Here is a 21,479-nt window from a genome sequence, read left to right as displayed (position 1 = left end):
ATAAGGAGGAAATTTATAATGGATGAAAAAATAATTGAAATATCATTTAATATTATAGCTCATGCAGGAGATGCTAAAGGATTAGCTTTTGAAGCTATAAGAGAGGCTAAAGCTGGAAATATAGAAGCAGCTAGAGAAAATATAGCTAAATCTAAAGAAGGTATGGTTGTAGCTCATAGATTCCAAACTGAATTAATACAAAATGAAGCAAGTGGAAATAAAACAGAGATGAGTGTTATATTAGTTCATGCACAAGATCATCTTATGAATGCTATGAATTTCCAACAATTAGCTGAAGAGTTCATAGATTTATATGAAAGAATAGGAAATTAATTATAAAATAAAAAAGACTAGTCATTAGACTAGTCTTTTTTGAGCCACTGCGTGGGAGAACTACTTTGAGTCACGTGTACTTTGAGTCACGTGTGGACGAACTACTTTATAGAAGTTCCATTTTCATCTTGAGTTATTAATCCTTTTTTCATTAAAACACCAAGGGCACGCTTGAAGTTCTTTTTACTGCTATTAAAAACAGTAGAGATTTCTTCAGGTGTTGATTTATCATTAAATCTCATATGACCATCAGAACCTTCTAGATAACTCATGATTGAACTTTCCAGAGAATCTAGTTCATCTTTTCTTCCCGCTCTAGGAGTAAGCCCTAATTTACCATCTTCGTATATTTTTATAACGTTTAAGTTTAATTCATCACCTATTTTTAATTCAGTGAAGTATTCGTTATGAAGTATAACACCTGCATATTTGTTATCTACACAAATCATAGCAGAGTTATTAGTTTGGAACCCGTAAACTACACCAGTTACACTATCACCTATATTGTATTCATGGTCTGTTGTAAGATGTTCGTTTATATCAGTAGTTGCAGCTATTCTTCCTGACTTATCTAGGTAAATGTAGAATGGGTATCTAGAACCTTTTTCAAGTTCATAAGTTTTAGCACTGAAAGGTACTAATATGTCTTTTTGAAGACCTACATCTATAAAACTACCTATTTGTGTATGAGCAACTACCTTTAGATAAGCTACATCACCGACTTTAGCTTTAGGCGCTATTAAAGTTGCAGAAGGTCTACCTTCAGAATCTTTATATATGAAAGCATTAACTTGTTGACCAACTTCAATTTTATTTTTACCTAATAATCTATTATGAAGTAATACATCGTCTTTAGTGTTTCCAGTTTTAGCGTCTAAGAAATATCCGAAGTCAGTTTTTCTTTTTACTTCAAGTGTATTAAAATCACCTATTTTTATCAATTTATATCATCTCCTTAGTTGTTATTATTACTTAGTTATAATTTAATATAATACCATATATAAGAAATATATTATACACAAAAATTTTGTTAAGAATTCAAGGAAAGTATTGATAAAAATAGATAAAATAATGTATAATTGGTATATACCAATTATAAAGAGGTAATGAACAAATGGATAAGGTAAATAAAAATAGTACAGTACCTATACACACTCAACTTAGTTCTATAATAAGAAAAATGATAGAAGAAGGAGAGTTAAAAGAAGGTGATTCTATAACTGCCGAAAGAGAACTATGTAGCATGCAAGATGTTAGTAGAATGACAGTAAATAAAGCAATATCTACATTAGTTTCAGAAGGTTTACTTTATAGAGTTCAAGGTAGGGGTACATTTGTGGCAAAAAATAAAAAAAAATACCAATTCTCAAATATAAGAGGATTTACAGATGTAATGAAAGAAAAGGGAATAGATATAAGGACTGATATACTTTCCTTCGAGATGGAAATTCCAAGTGAACTAATAAAAAGAAAATTAGGAATAAGAGATGATAAAACTAATATATATAAAATTGTTAGATTAAGATATACAGATGGAGAGCCATTTGCTATAGAAACAGTATATTTATCAGAAGCTTCATGCAAAGGTTTTACTAAAGGTATGATTGATAATAATTCATTATATAAAATACTAAATGAAACATATAATCATAAAATTACAAAAGCAAACCAAAGCATAGAACCAATAGTTTTATCAAAAGAAGAATGCAGGCTTTTAGAAGCTGAAGAAGGTTCATTAGCACTTAAGATACAAAGAAATTCATACGACATAAACAAAGAACCTATAGAATATACTATTTCAGTGTTTAGAAGTGATAAGTTCCAATATGAATTAATATTAAGTGAGTAGGTGATTGATATGAAATGTATAGTTAATGGGAAGATAATATTAGAAAATAAAATACTAGAAGATAAAGTATTAGTATTTGATGAAAAGATAGTAGATATAAGTAATAATGTACCTGAAGGTTGTGAAATTATTGATGCTAAGGGACAATTTGTATCTCCAGGATTTATAGATATACATATTCATGGAAATATGGGAAAAGATACAATGGATGCAGCTGAAGAATCAGTTACAACTATAGCAAAATCTGTTGCTAGATATGGTGTAACATCATTCTTACCAACAACTATGACAATGGATAAGGAATCTATATATAATTCATTAGATGTTGTTGAAAGATTAATGGGAAGTGGAGAAGGCAGAGCAGAAATATTAGGCGCTCATTTAGAAGGTCCATTTATACACCAAAAATATAAAGGTGCTCAAAATGAAGAATTTATAGCAAACCCAAGCTATGAGTTTATTAAAAAGTATAAAGATGTAATCAAGGTAATAACTTATGCTCCAGAAAATGATGAAAATTATGAATTTACTAAAGAAGTAGTTAGAAATACAGATATAGCATTATCAATAGGACATAGCAAGTCGACATATAAACAAGCTATGGATGCTATAAATTTAGGAGCTAGAAATATAACTCATATGTTTAATGGTATGACACCTCTTAATCATAGAAACCCTGGTGTAGTAGGTGCTGCTCTTACAAGTAATGCATACTGTGAGATAATAGCAGATACAATTCATATAACTACAGATTTATTCCAGTTTATATTAGACAATAAAGGTGAAGATAAAATAATACTTATAACAGATTCTATAGAAGCTGGTGGACTTGAAGATGGAGAATATTCTTTAGGTGGTCAAAAAGTCATAGTAAAAGATAGTCAAGCAAGACTTGAAAGTGGGTCTTTAGCAGGAAGTGTAATGCCACTTAATAAAATGGTATATAATTTCCTAAACAATACTGATTTAGATGTAAGAAAAGTTGTAAAGCTTGCTTCATTAAATCCAGCTAAATCAATAGGTGTTGATAAAACTAAAGGAAGTATAGAAATTGGAAAAGATGCAGATATAGCTATATTTGATGAAAATATAAATTGCTGTATGACTATAAACAAAGGAAACGTTATATTTAAAAAATAATATATAGGGGGAAAAACATGAGAATATTAGTATGTAAGAACTATGAAGAAATGAGCAAAAAAGCAGCACAAATGATATTAAGCCAAGTTACATTAAAGCCAAATTCGGTTTTAGGATTAGCAACAGGAAGTACTCCTATGGGTATGTATAAAGAATTAGTAAGTATGTATAAAAATAAAGTTATAGATTTTAGTGAAGTAACTACATTTAATTTAGATGAATACTATCAATTACCTATAACTAATGACCAAAGTTATCATTATTTCATGCATGAAAATTTATTTAATCATATAAATGTTAAAAAAGAAAATATACATGTACCAAATGGTATGGTTAAAGATATAGAAGCGGAATGTAGCCGATACGATAACTTTATAAAGGAATCTGGTGGTATAGATATACAAGTTTTAGGTATAGGTCACAATGCTCATATAGGATTTAATGAACCAACTATAAACTTTGAAAGAGGAACTCATTTAGTTGACTTAAAAGAGAGTACAATAGAAGCTAACGCAAGATTCTTTGATAAGATAGAAGATGTTCCTAGAAAAGCTATAACAATGGGAACTGGATCTATATTTAAGGCTAGAAAAATAATGTTACTAGCTTGTGGAGAAGGTAAAGCAGAAGCTATATACAACACTGTATATGGAAAAGTTATACCAGAAGTTCCAGCATCAATATTACAATTCCACAATGATATAGTATTAATATTAGATGAAGAAGCTGCAAGCAAATTAAATCCAGAAGATTATAAAATAGTTTAATATAAATATAAAGAGGCTATGATGAAAATAATACATCATGGTCTTTTTATATTTTGCCACAAAATTGCCTAAATTCAAAATGATATTTTTAGACTTAAAACTGATATAATTTAAAGCAAATAAAAAAGTATTTTATTAAAGAATTTAAAGGGTGACTTTTTTGAAACGCACTAACGGAAATTATATTTACTCATAACTTAAAAAGATTATAATTTCCTATGCGTTATAATAAATAGGAGAATTAAAATGTCAAAATTAATATATATAGCAGATGATGAAAATAATATCAGATCTTTAGTTAAAACATTTTTAGAAACTTCTGGGTATGAAGTGTTAGATTTTGAAAATGGAGATCTGTTACTAGAAGAATTTAAAAAAAGAGAATGTGACTTAGTTATATTAGATATTATGATGCCAGGGTCTAATGGATTTGAAATTTGTACAAAGATAAGACAAATAAGTATAGTTCCAATAATAATGCTAACAGCAAGAGATACAGATATAGATTATATAACAGGAATAACTTTAGGAAGTGATGATTATTTTACAAAACCATTTAGCCCAATGTCATTGGTAATGAGAGTTAAATCTATATTTAGAAGGATAGACTTTGAAAATAACAATAAAAATGAAAATAAGGAATTAAAATTTGGAGACATAATAATAAATATTAATACAAAACTTGTAAGTTATAAAAATGATATTATAGACCTAACTCCAAATGAATACAGTCTGTTAACATATCTATTCGAAAATAAAGATAAAGCAGTATCAAGAGAAGAATTACTAAATAAAGTTTGGGGATATGATGCGGAAGTAGAGACAAGAGCAGCAGATGATACAGTAAAAAGGCTTAGAAAAAAAATAGCAAATACTAATATATCTATAGAGACTGTTTGGGGATATGGGTTTAGGTTAAAGAAAAGAGAAGCTGATGAAAACTAAAATAAGTATAAAGACAAGGATATTGGTTAGCATATTAAGTCTTATATGTCTTATATTATTAGGAATATGGATAGCGTTTAATATTTTAGTAAATCAGTACATAGAGGTAAATGCTAATGAAGAGTTAACAAAAGCTACTGAAGTAGTTGAAAAATTTGACTATAATAAAAAAGGTATTAAGCCACCTCCGGAAATGGGAAGAAATGAGCCGAATATATTTCCTAATTTTATGAGAGATATTCAAGAGAAAGTTAGAATGGCAGAGGTTAGGTCAAGTGCAGGAGCTATGGTTATAAATTCGAATTATGAACTTGTTTTTCCAAATAGGCAAGAAGATTTTTTAAAAGACATTGATGAAATGGAAGATATAATTAGCTCTATTAAAAGTAATAAAATAAGTTTAAATTATAAAGGTAATATTAAAATATCAACGGAAAGTAAAAGTTACTATATATCAACAGTAAAAATAAATAGCTTGGTAAAAAATGAGCAATTATATTTAGTACTATTTATAGATATATCAAGCCAATTATTATTAGCAAGAAGTATTAATACACTTTTAATTTTTGTAATATGTATAGCTGGAATACTAACCATATTTACAGCAGTATTTTTATCAGAGAAAATATCAAGACCAATAAAGGAGATAAGTAAATCTGCTCAAAAAATAGGTAGAGGAGACTTTAGTAAATCATACTTTGATTTTGATGATAAGGAACTAATAGAATTATCAAAAGTTATGAACCAGAGTGCAGATTATCTTAATAAATATGATAAAGAACAAAAAACATTTTTTCAAAATGTATCACATGAACTAAGAACTCCATTAATGTCTATAAAAGGATATGCAGAGGCTATAAAGTATGATGTAATGGATAAAAATAAAGCAAGTGATATTATATTACAGGAAAGTGATAGATTAAAGGAAATGGTTGAAGATTTATTGTATCTATCTAAGATGGATAATATAAGTAAAGATTATGAATTAGTAAGTTGTGATTTAAGAGAGGTATTATCTAACTGTGTATTAAGACAAAATATAAATGCTATAAATAAGGGAATAAGTTTTTCATATGATTTTGATGAAGAAGCGGTAGAATATATTTGTGATGAAAAAAACTTGAGTCGAGCATTTTTAAATCTTATTGAAAATGGAATTAGATATGCAAAAAATGAAATTAAGTTAACATGCAAATATTATGAAGATAACATTATATTAATCAGTATAGAAGATGATGGTATGGGAATAGATGAAAAAGACATGCCTTATATATTTGATAGATTTTATAAAGGAAATAAAGGTAAGCATGGAATAGGATTATCTATAGTAAAATCCATAATAAACAAACACAATGGAAGGATATATGCTGAGAATAAAAAACAAGGAGCAAAATTTACAATAGTATTTAATAAGATTAAAGACCTACAATAGTAGGTCTTTTTTTAGAGTGCCACAAATATGCCACAAACATGCCTTGTATATACGGTAACTATAAAAGTTAAAAATATTTATACTTTAAATATAACTTAAGGTATGGAGGTGAGAAAATGACAAAAGAATTAAACTATAGGTTTGAACTAAAACATAAAATTATGAATATCGATGCATTAACTATGAAATCAAGAATATCAGGAATAGTTAAAAAAGATAAGAATTGTGAAGATGGAGAATATTTAATAAGAAGTCTTTATTTTGATACTCCAGAAGATAAGGCTCTATTAGATAAAATAAATGGGATAGCTTATAGAGAAAAATTTAGAATAAGATTTTATAATCACGACACTTCTTTTATAAGATTAGAAAAAAAATTAAAACAAAATAGTATGACTGCAAAATTATCAGCACCTTTAACAAAAGGAGAAGTAAATAAAATTATTAACAATGATATAGATTTCTTAAAAGAATCTTCAAATTCATTACTTAGAGAGTTTTATATAAAGTTAAAATGTGAAAGGTTGTTGCCAAAATCAATTGTTGATTATAAAAGGGAAGCTTTTGTGTTTCCTCTAGGAAATGTAAGGATTACTATTGATAGTGAAATTAAAACATCTATAAATTCATGTGAACTATTTAATCCAAAGCTTCCAATGGTAGAAATATTGGAAAGTAATATGAGTGTTTTAGAAATTAAATATGATGAGTTTATACCAGACTTTATATTAGATTTAGTTCAAATAAATAAGTGTAGTGCAACTGCAGTATCAAAGTATGCAACAAGTAGGCAATACATGTAATAAATGAAAAGGAGAAATTTTATTATGACATTCAATGATATTTTTAAATCAAGTTTTGTAGATAAAGTAGCAGGGTTTTCTGCTATAGATAGTATTTTAGCTTTAGGAGCAGCTTTTTTAGTAGGCTTATTTATATATATTGTGTATAAAAAGACTTTTATGGGTGTTATGTATTCAAGGCCGTTTAATATATCTTTAATAGCACTAACAATGCTTACAACATTTGTTATATTAGCAGTAACATCTAATGTTGTATTATCACTAGGTATGGTAGGCGCGCTATCTATTGTACGCTTTAGAACGGCGATTAAAGATCCAATGGATTTAGTATTTTTATTTTGGTCAATAGCATCAGGAATAGTTTTAGGGGCAGGACTTATACCACTTGCTATACTTGGTTCTATAGTTATGGGATTAGTATTAATATTATTTGCTAATAAAACTGTTTTAGAAACACCATACATACTAATGATAAATTGTACTAATGAAAATGCAGAGTTTGTAGTAACAGATAAAGTTAAGTCAGTATTTTCTAAATATCAAGTTAAGTCAAAAAGTGTTACAGCACAAAAAGGAATAGAATTAGTATTTGAAGTTAGAATGAAAAATGGAGAAACAAGCTTTATAAATGATTTAAGTCAAGTAGAAGGAGTAACTAATGCAGTGCTTGTAAGTTACAATGGAGATTATGTTGCATAGAAAGGAGTAATTCCTTATGAAGAATAAAAAAATTATAATAGTTACTTTATCTATGATTGTATTATTATTTTTAATGATTGCTTTGTATAATAAATATGGTAATTCTACTATTGATGTATATAGCGATAATTATATTGAAAAGTATTTTAACAGAGATGAAGTAATGGATATTAATATAAAAATAAATGAAAATGATTTAAATGAAATGTATGAAAATGCAAAAAGTGAAGAGTCTAAAGTTGCTAATATAACTGTAAATGGAGATGAATACAGTAATATTTCAATAAGACCTAAAGGGAATTCAAGCCTTAATGCAGTTGTAGGAAGTGACAGTAATAGATATAGCTTTAAAATAAACTTTGATGAATATATAAGTGGACAAAGCTTGGAAGGATTAACTCAGTTAAATCTAAATAATAATTATTCAGACCCAACATATATGAGGGAGTTTATAACGTATAGCATAATGGAAGATATGGGTATGCCAACACCTAAGTTTGCATATGCAAAAGTATCTATAAATGGAAAATATCATGGATTATATTTAGCTGTTGAAAGTATATTAGAGCCATATTTGGAAAATAATTTTGGAAATATAACCGGAGATTTATATAAAGCTCTTAGTGGATCTGGTTCAACCTTAGAATATAAAGGAGACGATGAAAAAAATTATAATGGTCTTGAAGTGAAAAGTGATAGAAAATCAGCAGATTGGTCTAAACTAACAAAAATGATGAAAGCCTTAGAAAGTGGAGAGGATATTGAAAAGTATCTTGATGTAGATAGTGCATTAAAATATATAGCTCTAAACACATCACTTTTAAATCTTGATAGCTACCAAGGTAATTTTGGGCATAACTATTATTTATATGAACAAGATGGAGTATTTACTATATTACCATGGGATATGAATATGTCTTTTGGAGGGTTTATGCAGGGGGCATCAAAAGATGGTAATGGACAACCTATATATATTGATACTCCAACAACAGGAAATATAAGCCAAAGACCCCTTGTAGCTAAGTTGTTAGAAAATGAAGAGTATAAAAAAATATACCACGGATATCTGAAGGAAATAGTTGAAAATTATTTAAGCTCAGATTATATGGAAAAAATAACAAGTAAATTACATAGCTTGATAGCATCATATGTGAAAGAAGATCCAACAGCATTTTATACATATGAACAATTTGAGGCTAATATAAAGTCATCTATAGAAGATACATCTGAAAATAAAATGGGAAAAAATAGAGAACAAAGCAACTTAAATAATAAAAATCAAGATAATGAAAATATAAATAATCAAGAAAATAATAAAGATATGGAAGGTAAAGGTGGCAAAAATATTCCTGGATTATTGGCAATATCTAAAACTATGAGTGAAACTATTACTAAACAGTTAAGCGGAGAATTAAGTAGTGTTAATAGTAATCAAAGCTCAAATGATAATCAAAATAAAGAAGAATCCATGGGTGGTATGCCTAATTTACCAGAAAGTATGGTAGATAATCAAGGAGAAAGACCTAGCCCTCCTGACGGAATGGAAAATCCTCAAGGTAATATGAATAAACCTCCTAATAAAATGATTAACAATCAAGGTGATATGAACCAAAATTCTAGTATGGAAAACTCTAAAGAAGCTTTCAACAAAGATGGTAATAAACTAAATGATATAAAGGGGCAACATAAAAATCCAAATGAAAAAAATATTAGCTTACAAAAAAATAAATTAAGTATAATATACATTTCATGTATGATAATAGTGGTTATTGTATCATCTAGATATAAAAGAAGAAGAGTAATTAAAAAGTGATAGAAATAAAACTATATATTAAATCTAGTTTTATTTCTATGCATAAATTTGGTAAAAGATAAAATTTTATAAAAATATTGACTAAATGCGAAGAAATGTTATAATAAAATACGGAATGATAATTAGTATCAAATATAAACGGAAAACAATTAGGAGGAATATTCATGTTAAAGAAAAAATCATTAGCATTACTTTTAACATCAGTTTTAACAATGGGTGTTTTAAGTGGATGTTCAAGTAAAAGTATAAATAAATCTAGCAATGAAACAAGAAAGGTTCAAAGTGTAAAAGGTGAAGTTGAAATACCAGCTAATCCACAAAAAATAGTAGATATATCAGGATCAACAGAGGAATTATTAATATTAGATAAAAAGCCAGTTGGATCAGCGAATGTAGATTCTTATCAAACTGATAAATTCCCATCATACATAGAAAATAAATTAGAAGGAACAAAAATAGTTGGTCATTCTATGATGGACACTATGGATATGGAAGCTATATTATCATTAAATCCAGATTTAATAATAATGAGCCAAAGACAAGAAAAAATATATGACCAATTAAAAGAAATTGCTCCAGTAGTTATGATGAAAGACTATGCAAATGATTGGAAAACTAAGTTAGTTGACGTAGCTAAATTATTTGATCAAGAAAATGTTGCAAATGATTGGTTAAAAAAATATGATGAAAAAGCAGAAAAAATGGGTAAAGAAGTAATAGCTAAAAATGGAAATAAATCATACTTACCAGTATTATCAACAACAGGAAGCTTCATGGTATTTAGTGATGCAGGTATAGGAACTATAATCAATGAAGATATGAAATTAGCTAGACCAGAAAATATGCCAAAACAAGATGGTATAACATTACCAACTGTTACTATGGAAGGTTTAACTAAAATAGATTCAGACCATATAGTAGCAATAGCTACTGAATCTGATAAAAAAGATTTAGATAAAAGTAGTGTATGGTCACAAGTAAGAGCTGTTAAAGAAGACAATGCAACAATACTTGATGCTATCCCATACTTTACTCAATGCTATAACCCAATAGGAAGAGAAATGTTATTAGAGCCAATGATGGAAGCTTTAACAAAATAATTGATTAATACAGGTGTGAGATAATGTATACATTTTTTCACACCTTATTTTATATTTAAGGAATTTTATAAAATACAAATGAATTGGTATATGAAAAAATCGAATTTTAAGCTAATAAAGTTTTGGAGGGAAATATGGTTAAGTTGAATAAAAAGAAAAAAGCATATCTGTTAATTGTTTTTGGACTTATCATTCTTACATTAGGAGTTTTGCTATCAATATCTCTTGGGGCGAATGATATGAGTTTTAAAACAACGATACAAAGCTTATTTTCATCAAATGTTGATATAAATACAAATATAGTTAAAGATATAAGATTACCAAGAGCATTAGCAGCAGTATTGGTAGGAGGATTTTTAGCAGTATCCGGTGCTATAATGCAGGGGATAACTAGAAATCCAATTGCAGATCCATCTGTTATGGGGATAACTCAAGGAGCTACATTTACAATAGCAATAGCCCTAGTATTACAAGTATTAATTCCTGGGTTTGCACTTGGAAGTTTTGGTCTTATGATATTTGCTTTTTTAGGCGCAAGTATTAGTGGTTTATTAGTTTACTTTGTAAGCTCTAAATCAAGAGGTAAGGTTGATCCTGTAAAGCTTGCTTTAGCAGGAACTGCTCTAGGTACATTATTAGTATCATTGGCAATGGCGGTATCAATGTACTTTAATTTATCACAACAATTAAGTTTTTGGATAGCAGGTGGTCTTACAAGTGCTAAATGGGAAGGTGTTAAATTGCTTTTCATAGTAGGAGGAGTATCTACTATATTAGCTATGATAATGGCACCTAAGATAACTATACTAAGTTTAGGTGAAGAAGTAGCGATAGGACTTGGACAGAATACAAATTTAGTAAGGTTTATATGCCTAGTACTAGTTATACTATTAGCTGGTTCATCAGTAGCAGTTGCTGGAAATATAGTGTTTGTTGGTCTTATAGTACCTCAAATTGTTAAAGCGATAGTTGGAGCGGATTACAAGTATATAATTCCTTGTTCTTTAGTATTAGGAGCAATACTGTTAGTATATAGTGATATTATGGCAAGAATGATAAATCCACCATTTGAAACACCAATAGGTTCATTAACTGCACTTTTAGGCGTTCCAGTATTTATATATCTTGTAAGAAAGGAAACTAAATAGACTATGAAAATGAACAAAAATAAAAAATTTGTACTTATAAGTGTAATTCTGATAGCATTAATATTTATTACATTTTTAGTAAGTTTAAACTTAGGTTCATTTGCTATAAGTCCAGATGATGTTATAAAAACATTAATTGGGCAAGGGCAAAGAAATCATGAAATAGCTATATTTAAATTAAGACTGCCTAGAATTGTAATGGCTATATTAGTAGGGACTGCACTTGCAACAGCAGGGACAATACTTCAAGGTGTAACAAAAAATGATTTAGCAGACTCAGGTATATTAGGTATAAATTCAGGAGCAGCATTATTTGTAGTAGTATATATTTTTTTAATGAATGGAAATGTGTATGATGGAGTTAGTGATTTTACGATATTTACAATGCCAATAGTGGCACTAGGTGGTGCTTTATTTGGAGCGTTTTTAATATATATGTTAGCTTGGAAAAATGGTATAAGTTCATCGAGATTATTACTAATAGGAATAGGAATAAATGTAGCATTTACATCTATTTTAACAATATTCCAATTGAAGTTTACAACACAAGAATTTAATAGAGTTATGGCATGGACATCAGGAAGTATATGGGGAACTAGCTGGAAGTATGTACTTGCGGTTTTACCATTTATATTACTATTTATGGCACTTACTATTTATAAGGCCAGATACTTAGATGCAATAAACCTAGGAGATGAGATATCTACTGGGTTGGGTATAAATGTTGAAAAGGAAAGAAGAAAATTAATTGTTTACGCAGTTATATTATCTGGAGTTGCTACATCAGTGGCAGGTAGTATAGCATTTTTAGGATTAGTTTCACCTCACATTGCGAGAAAACTAGTTGGTCCTAAGCATAAAAAGTTAATACCAACAGCGGCACTTATGGGAACATTGATATTATTAGTTTCTGATACTATATCAAGAAACTTATTAGCACCTATAGAGATACCAGTAGGTATCGTAGTATCTATAATAGGTGTACCATATTTCATTTATTTAATGCTATCAAACTAGAAAGAGGGAATAAATATGAATTGTATTACTACGAAAAATTTGAATATAAGTTATGGAAATATAGATATTGTTAAAGATTTAAACTTAAACATACCAAAAGGAAAAATAACTACAATAATAGGTGCAAATGGATGTGGTAAATCTACTATATTAAAAACTATTGGTAGAATTATAAATCCTAAAAGTGGAAATATCTACGTAAACGGTAAGGATATACACAAACAAAACCCAAAAGATTTAGCTAAAGAAATGGCAGTACTTCCTCAAAGTCCTCAAGCACCAAGTGGATTGACTGTTGAAGAATTAATTTCTTATGGAAGATTTCCGCATCAAAGTGGATTTGGAAAAGCTAAGAAAGAAGATAAAGACATTGTAAAGTGGGCTTTAGAAGTAACAGGAATTTTAGATTTTAAGGATAGAGATATAGATGATTTATCAGGTGGACAAAGACAGAGAGCTTGGATAGCTATGGCTTTAGCTCAAGAAACGGATATACTTTTACTTGATGAGCCGACTACTTATTTAGATTTAGCTCATCAGCTTGAAATTTTAAAGTTATTAGAAGAATTAAATAAAAAAGAAGGAAGAACCATTGTAATGGTTATACATGAGCTTAATAATGCTGCTAGGTTTGCCGATCATATGATAGGAGTTAAAAAAGGTAAAATAGTATGTGAAGGTAGTGCTAATCAGGTTATGACAAAAGAAAATCTTAGAGAAATATTTAATATAGATGCAGAAATTGTTAAAGATCCAAGAACTGAGAGGCCGGTATGTATAACTTATGATATGGTTTAAAAGGTGAAAAAGTGGACAATCAAGAATCGTTAAGACATGAAAGTATAAGTAAGTTATTAATAAAATATTCAGTACCTGCAATACTTGCTATGATGGTAACATCTCTTTATAACACTGTAGATAGGGCCTTTATAGGCTCTATTGATGGTGTAGGGGCACTTGCTATATCTGGCCTTGGGATTACTATGCCAATATTTACAATAATAGTAGGTTTTGGTGTTTTAATATCAGTTGGAGGAAGTACGAATATTTCTATAAAGCTTGGTGAACAAGACAAAGAAAATGCAGAAAAAGTTTTAGGAAATACATTAATGCTAGCTATTATTATATCTTTAATAGTAATGATAATAGGTATTTTATTTATAGATAAAATACTTTACTTATTTGGTGCAAGTGAGCATACAATTTCTTATGCAAGAGATTATATAGGAGTTATATTTTTAGGAACGCCATTTAATTTAATTGCATTTAGTTTAAATAATGCAATTAGAGCAGAAGGTAATCCTAAATTAGCTGCTAAGACTATGATAGTAGGATGTATATTAAATGTAATATTAGATCCTATATTTATATTTGTATTTGATTTAGGCATAAAGGGGGCAGCTATAGCTACAGTATTATGTCAAATAATAATATCGATGTGGGTATTAAGCTATTTCTTAAGAAGGAAATCAAGCTTAGAACTAAAAAAATCAAATCTTAAACTGGATTTTAAAATAGTAAAAGTAATTATAGCGGTAGGTTTAGCTCCTTTTTTAATGGAAATGGCAAATGGATTAATACATGTAATAAGTAATACTTCTTTAAAAGTGTATGGAGGGGACTTTGCAATAGGGGCAATGACTTGTGTAACTTCTATATATCTTTTATTTATGATGCCTGTATTTGGATTAAGTCAAGGTATGCAAACAATAATAGCTTATAATTATGGAGCTAAGCAGTATGATAGAAGTAAAAAAGCGTTAATTTTAGCAATAATAACGGCTATATTTATATTGACGACTGGATTTATATTGATAAAAATATTCCCAGAATTCTTTATAGGTATTTTTAATAAAGATGAAGCGCTTATAGATTTAGCTAAAAAAGGTATAAATATAAATTTATTTGCAATGCCGATAGTTTCTATAGCTATAATTGGTCCGGTATATTTCCAATCTATAGGAAAAGTTAAGCAATCTATGTTTTTAACACTACTTAGACAATTTATAATATTAGTACCATTAATATTAACTTTACCAAGAATTTTAGGGTTAGATGGAGTATGGATATCACAACCAATAGCAGATATAATGGCAGTTATTATAGTTAGTATATTCTTAATTAAAGAATTTAAATCTCAAGCTAAATAATTACAGAATAAAATCGTTTTAACTAGTTATTTTTATAATGGTAATGTATTATAATAGGTGACTAGATTGTTGGATAAAAATGGAGGGATAGGCATTGTTGGGTAAAATTTTATTGAAGGTGTTAAGGCTTTTCGTAGGCTTTTTTATGTGTTCTTATGGTACTATATGTGTTATAAATTCGAGTCTAGGTGCTGCACCATGGGATGTGTTCCATCAAGGTGTGTCATATAGAACGGGTATAACTATAGGTACAGCTAGTATTATAGTAGGATTACTTATTGTAATTATAGATGCACTACTTGGAGAAAAAATAGGTATTGCTACTGTATTAAATATGATATTTATTGGAATTTTTATGGATATAATAGCTTTTAATAATATGGTACCATTGCCAAATAATAAAGTAACAGGATTTGTTACATTAATAATAGGTATGATATTTTTATCTCTTGGCACAGTATTTTATATGGGATGTGGCCTTGGTAGCGGTCCGAGGGATGGTTTGATGGTTGCTCTTCAAAAGAAGACAAAAAAACCAGTAAAATTAATAAGAGGATGTATAGAACTAGGAGCCTTATTAGTTGGAATTATTTTAGGAGGAAAAACTGGAATAGGAACAATTATAGCTGCTTTAAGCTTAGGATATATTATGCAAATAGTATTTAAAATTTGTAAATTTGACTCTTCTAAAATTAATCATAAGTCTATTGAAGATAATGTAATAGGAATTAGAAAACATTTAAATAGAGAAAATGATATGATAGAAGAAGTGATTGAAAATGATTAACCAAAAATAACATCTTTGAATAAAGATGTTATTTTTATATATAAAAATAATCAAAAAATATATTAAATTAATTTTTATTATTATATAAATTAATTTATATAAATTAGGGATACTAAACTTTATAAATATTAATATAAACACGCTTAATAAGAGATATTAGACAAAGTGTGTAAAATACTACTTTTTATATGTGAAAATAAAAAATAAAAAAATAACTAAAATCTATTGAATTATAGTATGAATTTTTATATAATAAATTTTGTTGTTTAGAAATTTTAAACATAGTGTTTAGTTATAATAACAAAACCTTAGGAGGTGGAACTATGGATATCGGTGAAAAAATAAAACGAATGAGAATAGAAAAGCAACTGACCCAAGAAGAATTAGCAAATAGATGTGAGTTGTCAAAAGGATTTATATCTCAATTAGAAAACAACTTAACATCACCATCCATTGCTACCCTTATAGATATACTTGAAATATTAGGTACAAATTTAAGGGAATTTTTTAATGAAATAGATGATGAAAGAATTTCTTTCACAAAAGATGATATGTTTGAAACAGAAGATGAGGACTTAAAATACACATTTACATGGCTAATCCCAAATTCACAAAAAAATGAAATGGAACCTGTAATAATAACTTTATATCCTGGTGGGCAATATAAAGAAGAAAAGCCACATGAGGGAGAAGAATTCGGATATGTACTTGCTGGAGCTATATATTTACATATAGGTGACAAAAAAAGTAAAGTAAGAAAAGGCGAAAGTTTTTATTTTAAACCAAGAGCCAATCATTATATATCAAATGCAGGAAAAACTACAGCAAAGGTGATTTGGGTGAGTACGCCACCGTCATTCTAGAGAAGAGGTGTTAATAATTGGTAGAAAATATAATAGAATTACACAACATATCTAAAACATACGACGATAACACAGTTTTAGATAAATTAAGTTTAGATATAAAGAAAAATGAATTTTTAACATTACTAGGTCCAAGTGGTTGTGGTAAAACTACAACTTTAAAAATAATAGCAGGTTTTGAATATGCAGATGAAGGTCAAGTTTTATTTGAAGGTAAGGAAATGAACAACCTTCCTCCATATGAAAGACAAGTAAATACAGTATTCCAAAAGTATGCGTTATTTCCACATATGAATATTTATGAAAATATAGCATTCGGTCTTAAGATTAAGAAAATGCCAAAGACAGAAATAGATAAAAAGGTAAAAGAAATGCTAAAGCTAGTTGCATTAGAAGGTTTCGAAAATAGAAATGTTGATTCTTTAAGTGGTGGTCAACAACAAAGAATTGCTATAGCTAGAGCATTAGTTAATGAACCTAAAGTTCTTTTACTAGATGAGCCTTTAGGAGCACTAGATTTAAAACTAAGACAAGAGATGCAAATAGAACTAAAAAGAATGCAACAAAAATTAGGAATAACTTTTATATTTGTAACTCATGACCAAGAGGAAGCACTAAGTATGTCAGACACTATAATAGTTATGAACAAAGGAAAAATTCAACAAATGGGAACACCAGAAGATATATATAATGAGCCAGAAAACTCATTTGTAGCTAGATTTATAGGTGAAAGTAATATATTTGATGGAGTTATGCTTGATGATTTTAAAGTAGTATTTTGTGACAAAGAGTTTGATTGCGTAGATAAAGGTTTTGAAAAAAATGAAGATATAGAAGTTGTAATAAGACCAGAGGATATAAAAATGGTTAATGCCGAAGATGGTATGTTAAAGGGAACAGTTACATCTACAGTATTTAAAGGAGTTCACTATGAAATAACAGTAAAAGAAAATGACAGAAGTTGGATACTTCACAATACTAAAAATGCTGAAGTAGGTTCAACTCTTGGTATGGATATATATCCAGAAGATATTCATATTATGAGAAAAGTAGCTGAGTAATATGAAGAAAAAATCATTCTTAGCTTATCCATACGTAATATGGAGTGCAATATTCATAGTAATCCCTTTAATATTAGTAATATTTTTCAGTTTTAGTGCAGAAGTAGATGGTAAATATGTATTTTCTTTAGCAAATTATAAAGAACTAATGGACCCAATATACTTTACAGTATTTTTTAGATCAATTATGTTAGCAGGAATAGCAACATTAATATGCCTTATAGTTGGTTACCCAGTTGCTTATATAATTTCTAAAGCACCTATAAGTAAAAGAGGAACTTTAATATTATTATTTATTCTACCGATGTGGATGAATTTCCTTTTAAGAACTTATGCTTGGGTAGCAATACTAGGTAAAAATGGTTTGTTAAATTCTTTCCTTGGATTATTTGGAGTGGAGCCAATAAGTATCTTATATACTAATTTTGCAATACTTCTTGGTATGGTATATAACTTCCTACCATTTATGGTGTTACCAATATTTACATCATTATCAAAAATGGATAATGATTTAGTTAATGCAGCACATGACCTAGGAGCAAATAAATTCCAAGTTTTCACAAAAGTTATTTTCCCACTTAGTCTACCAGGAGTTATATCTGGGATAACAATGGTATTTATGCCAGCAGTTACAACATTTGCTATATCAAGACTATTAGGTGGCGGTAAGTTTATGTTACTTGGAGATTTAATAGAACAACAATTTACAGTAGTAGGAGATTGGAACTTCGGATCTGCTGTATCAATATTTATGATGATAGTTATATTAATATCTATGGCTATTATGGCTAAGTTTGAAGATGAATCAGACAAGGAAGGCGGTGGGTTATTATTTTAAAGTTAAGAAAATCAATATCTAATATATATTTATTTTTAGTGTTTATATTCTTATATGCACCAATATTTGCATTAGTTGTATTTTCATTTAATGATTCTAAATCAATGGCTCACTGGGGCGGATTTACATTTAAGTGGTATGAAAGACTAATTCATAATGAAAGTATTATGAGCGCTTTATATTATACAATTGTAGTAGCATTAATTTCATCTATAATAGCTACAATAGTTGGAACTATAAGCGCAATAGGGATACAGAAGATGAGAAGTAAAAACAGAAAGTTAATGTTAAACATTAACTATCTACCAGTATTAAACCCAGATATAGTTACAGCAGTAGCACTTATGAGTTTATTTGTATTTTTAAATGTAGAATTTGGATTTACTACTATGCTTTTAGCTCACATAATGTTTAATATACCATATGTAATACTATCGGTTTTACCTAGAGTAAAGCAATTACCACAAAATATTGAAGAAGCAGCTATGGATTTAGGAGCAAAACCTATGTATGCCCTTAGAAAAGTAATACTTCCTCAAATAAAGCCAGGTATAATATCTGGATTTTTAATTGCTTTTACTATGTCTATAGATGATTTCATAATAAGTTTCTTTAATACAGGAAATGGTGTTAGTAATCTTTCTATAGAGATATATGGTATGGCTAGAAGAGGTATAAAACCTGAAATAAATGCATTATCAACTATAATGTTCGTTGTAGTTTTAGGTTTACTTTTACTATCAAATAAAAAACAATCTATAGTAAGAGGTGAGAAGTAATGGCTATATCAAAAAAAATAATATCACTTTTAACTATTACTGGATTAAGCTTAGGACTTACAGTAGGATGTGGGAAGAGTAATGAACCCAAAAATGTTCTTAGTGTATATAATGTCGGAGATTATATAGACGAAAGCCTTATAGGAAAATTTGAAGAAGAGACAGGAATAGAAGTACAATATGAAACTTATGATACGAATGAAATGATGTATCAAAAAGTAAAAAGTGGAAGTACAAGCTATGATTTAGTTTTTCCATCTGATTACATGGTAGAAAAGATGAAAAGTGAGAAGCTTCTTCAAAAAATAGATTTTAAAAATATACCAAACTTTAAGTATATAGATAAAAATTTCAAAAATCCTATATACGATGAAACTAATGAATATAGTGTACCTTACATGTGGGGAACATTTGGAATTTTATATAACAAAAAAATGGTAGATGAGCCAGTAGATAGCTGGGATATACTTTGGAACCCTAAATATAAAAGTAATATAATGATGTTTGACTCTGTAAGAGATACTATGGGAATCGCACTTAAAAAACTTGGATATAGTATGAACACTACTAATCCAAAAGAAATAAATGAAGCAAAAGAGCTTCTTATGAAGCAAAAAGACTTAGTATTAGCATACGTAAATGATGAAGGAAAAGATAGATTACTTGGAGAAGAAGCTGCAATGGGGATAATATACTCAGGAGATGCAGTAACTTTAATGGAAGAAAATCCTAATCTAGAATATTCAATACCAAAAGAAGGTAGTAATAAGTGGGTTGATGCAATGTGTATACCAACTACAGCAAAGCATAAAAAAGAAGCAGAGATGTTTATAAACTTTTTATTAGACCCTGAAAATGCTAAGGTAAATGCAGAGTATATAGGTTATTCAATACCTAATATAGGAGCATTAGAATTATTAGATGAAGAAATAACAAGTAATCCAGTAGCATATCCTCCACAGGATGTACTTGATAAGTCTGAGACATTTATAGATATTGGTAATGATATAAAAGTATATGACAGAGCATGGATAGAATTAAAATCAAAATAAAAGAGAGTAGAATATTCTACTCTTTTTTATTTTGTTATAATATAAATTACATAGGAAATATTTTTACATTACAAAATTAGTGATATGTTTAGGGGGAAACTATGGGGAAGAAGAAAATAAAACATCTTGGAAAAAATAAAAGAATAAAAAATAGAATTAAATTTGTTTCTAATAAGATATTAATTACAATAGGTGTATTATTGAGTATATATGCGCTTTTTAATGTAACAAAAGATATAGAGGATGTAAAAGGTAAAGAAGAAATAAGTATTACACAAGAACAAAATGATTTTATAAAAAAAATTGAGTCTGGAGCTAAGAAAAACTATAAAAAACATAAAATATTACCATCTATAACAGTGGCTCAAGCTATACTAGAATCTGGATGGGGAGAATCAGAATTAGCGAAGAAGAGTAATAATTTATTTGGTATAAAAGCTGATAATAGTTGGGATGGCGAATTTGTAGAAGTAAGCACTTTAGAAAATCATAATGATAGAATAAACGCAAAGTTTAGAAAGTACAATCACGTTAATGAATCTATATATGATCATGGAGAGTTTCTAACAGAAAATAAGAGGTATGAAGAAAATGGATTATTTAAAGCTAAAAATTATAAAGAGCAAGCGCAGGTTTTAGAAGATGCAGGGTATAGCACAAAGAAAGATAAAAAAGGTAATCCTGTTTATGCTGATATGCTTATAAGTGTGATAAAACGTTACAATTTACAGGAATTGGACTATAAAATATAAAGATTATAATACAATAATTTAAACAAAATACGACAAAAATAAAAAAAGTTTTACAAAAAGTGTTGACGATATATATTTAAGGTGATATAGTATTACTTGTCCAAGAGATACGGACGACAAATAAAAGATAGCAACAAGTAAGTTGCTAAAT

Annotated in this window: 22 protein-coding genes; 21 read left to right on the top strand and 1 reads right to left on the bottom strand. The window is 28.4% G+C overall.

Annotated elements, in window-relative coordinates; all coding sequences use genetic code 11:
• The first annotated feature begins 18 nt into the window (after positions 1–18).
• Positions 19–333 carry a PTS lactose/cellobiose transporter subunit IIA gene (locus BN899_RS16705; RefSeq protein ID WP_042277830.1) on the top strand — a complete coding sequence of 105 codons (315 nt, stop codon included), beginning with the start codon at positions 19–21 and terminating at the stop codon, positions 331–333.
• A 101-nt stretch (positions 334–434) separates the two neighbouring features.
• Here BN899_RS16705 and BN899_RS16700 read toward each other — a convergent pair whose 3' ends face one another.
• Positions 435–1,274, bottom strand: a complete 840-nt coding sequence (locus BN899_RS16700; RefSeq protein ID WP_042277828.1) for a CvfB family protein — start codon at positions 1,272–1,274, stop codon at positions 435–437.
• Positions 1,275–1,447: 173 nt separating this feature from the next.
• Between BN899_RS16700 and BN899_RS20220 the strand changes: the two genes are divergently transcribed.
• The 20 genes from BN899_RS20220 (at position 1,448) to BN899_RS16600 (ending at position 21,328) form a co-directional block, all read left to right on the top strand.
• Positions 1,448–2,182 carry a GntR family transcriptional regulator gene (locus BN899_RS20220; RefSeq protein WP_042277826.1) on the top strand — a complete coding sequence of 245 codons (735 nt, stop codon included), beginning with the start codon at positions 1,448–1,450 and terminating at the stop codon, positions 2,180–2,182.
• A gap of 9 nt (positions 2,183–2,191) precedes the next feature.
• Positions 2,192–3,322, top strand: coding sequence for an N-acetylglucosamine-6-phosphate deacetylase (nagA, locus tag BN899_RS16690; RefSeq protein ID WP_042277825.1), 1,131 nt, complete (start codon positions 2,192–2,194; stop codon positions 3,320–3,322).
• A gap of 17 nt (positions 3,323–3,339) precedes the next feature.
• Positions 3,340–4,089 (top strand): glucosamine-6-phosphate deaminase, encoded by a 750-nt coding sequence (gene nagB / locus BN899_RS16685; protein ID WP_042277823.1) that lies wholly within the window; start codon positions 3,340–3,342, stop codon positions 4,087–4,089.
• Positions 4,090–4,335: 246 nt separating this feature from the next.
• Positions 4,336–5,034 carry a response regulator transcription factor gene (locus tag BN899_RS16680; RefSeq protein WP_042277821.1) on the top strand — a complete coding sequence of 233 codons (699 nt, stop codon included), beginning with the start codon at positions 4,336–4,338 and terminating at the stop codon, positions 5,032–5,034.
• Entirely contained in the window at positions 5,024–6,466 is a 1,443-nt protein-coding gene (locus tag BN899_RS16675; RefSeq protein ID WP_042277819.1) for a sensor histidine kinase, read from the top strand. Before BN899_RS16680 ends, BN899_RS16675 begins: the two co-directional genes overlap by 11 nt.
• Before the next feature lie 116 nt (positions 6,467–6,582).
• On the top strand, positions 6,583–7,269 hold the full coding sequence (locus BN899_RS16670; protein ID WP_042277817.1) for a polyphosphate polymerase domain-containing protein: 687 nt from the start codon (positions 6,583–6,585) through the stop codon (positions 7,267–7,269).
• Positions 7,270–7,293: 24 nt separating this feature from the next.
• Entirely contained in the window at positions 7,294–7,968 is a 675-nt protein-coding gene (locus tag BN899_RS16665) for a DUF4956 domain-containing protein (protein ID WP_042277815.1), read from the top strand.
• A 16-nt stretch (positions 7,969–7,984) separates the two neighbouring features.
• The gene (locus BN899_RS16660; RefSeq protein WP_042277813.1) at positions 7,985–9,781 is read left to right on the top strand and encodes a CotH kinase family protein; all 1,797 of its coding nucleotides are present in this window, start codon (positions 7,985–7,987) and stop codon (positions 9,779–9,781) included.
• Positions 9,782–9,945: 164 nt separating this feature from the next.
• Positions 9,946–10,881 carry an ABC transporter substrate-binding protein gene (locus BN899_RS16655; RefSeq protein ID WP_042277811.1) on the top strand — a complete coding sequence of 312 codons (936 nt, stop codon included), beginning with the start codon at positions 9,946–9,948 and terminating at the stop codon, positions 10,879–10,881.
• Between the two features lie 134 nt (positions 10,882–11,015).
• Entirely contained in the window at positions 11,016–12,029 is a 1,014-nt protein-coding gene (locus tag BN899_RS16650) for a FecCD family ABC transporter permease (protein ID WP_042277808.1), read from the top strand.
• 3 nt (positions 12,030–12,032) lie between these two features.
• Complete coding sequence (locus tag BN899_RS16645; protein ID WP_042277806.1) at positions 12,033–13,046, top strand: FecCD family ABC transporter permease; 1,014 nt, start codon at positions 12,033–12,035, stop codon at positions 13,044–13,046.
• A 15-nt stretch (positions 13,047–13,061) separates the two neighbouring features.
• Complete coding sequence (locus tag BN899_RS16640; protein WP_042277803.1) at positions 13,062–13,844, top strand: ABC transporter ATP-binding protein; 783 nt, start codon at positions 13,062–13,064, stop codon at positions 13,842–13,844.
• Positions 13,845–13,855: 11 nt separating this feature from the next.
• Positions 13,856–15,196, top strand: coding sequence for an MATE family efflux transporter (locus BN899_RS16635; protein WP_042277801.1), 1,341 nt, complete (start codon positions 13,856–13,858; stop codon positions 15,194–15,196).
• A 94-nt stretch (positions 15,197–15,290) separates the two neighbouring features.
• On the top strand, positions 15,291–15,983 hold the full coding sequence (locus tag BN899_RS16630) for a YczE/YyaS/YitT family protein (protein ID WP_042277799.1): 693 nt from the start codon (positions 15,291–15,293) through the stop codon (positions 15,981–15,983).
• A gap of 323 nt (positions 15,984–16,306) precedes the next feature.
• Positions 16,307–16,846, top strand: coding sequence for a helix-turn-helix domain-containing protein (locus BN899_RS16625; RefSeq protein ID WP_042277796.1), 540 nt, complete (start codon positions 16,307–16,309; stop codon positions 16,844–16,846).
• A 17-nt stretch (positions 16,847–16,863) separates the two neighbouring features.
• Entirely contained in the window at positions 16,864–17,907 is a 1,044-nt protein-coding gene (gene potA / locus BN899_RS16620) for a spermidine/putrescine ABC transporter ATP-binding protein (protein WP_042277794.1), read from the top strand.
• 1 nt (position 17,908) lies between these two features.
• On the top strand, positions 17,909–18,745 hold the full coding sequence (locus BN899_RS16615; protein ID WP_042277792.1) for an ABC transporter permease: 837 nt from the start codon (positions 17,909–17,911) through the stop codon (positions 18,743–18,745).
• Positions 18,746–18,849: 104 nt separating this feature from the next.
• Positions 18,850–19,524 (top strand): ABC transporter permease, encoded by a 675-nt coding sequence (locus tag BN899_RS16610; RefSeq protein WP_147568598.1) that lies wholly within the window; start codon positions 18,850–18,852, stop codon positions 19,522–19,524.
• Positions 19,524–20,576, top strand: a complete 1,053-nt coding sequence (locus BN899_RS16605; RefSeq protein ID WP_042277788.1) for an ABC transporter substrate-binding protein — start codon at positions 19,524–19,526, stop codon at positions 20,574–20,576. Before BN899_RS16610 ends, BN899_RS16605 begins: the two co-directional genes overlap by 1 nt.
• Before the next feature lie 101 nt (positions 20,577–20,677).
• Entirely contained in the window at positions 20,678–21,328 is a 651-nt protein-coding gene (locus tag BN899_RS16600; protein ID WP_042277786.1) for a glycoside hydrolase family 73 protein, read from the top strand.
• Positions 21,329–21,479: the final 151 nt, after the last annotated feature.

It is taken from the genome of Faecalimicrobium dakarense (assembly GCF_000499525.1).
GTDB classification, from domain to species: domain Bacteria; phylum Bacillota; class Clostridia; order Peptostreptococcales; family Peptostreptococcaceae; genus Faecalimicrobium; species Faecalimicrobium dakarense.
Note: the sequence above shows the minus strand (reverse complement) of the source record. Positions and strands in the feature narration are given on the sequence as shown.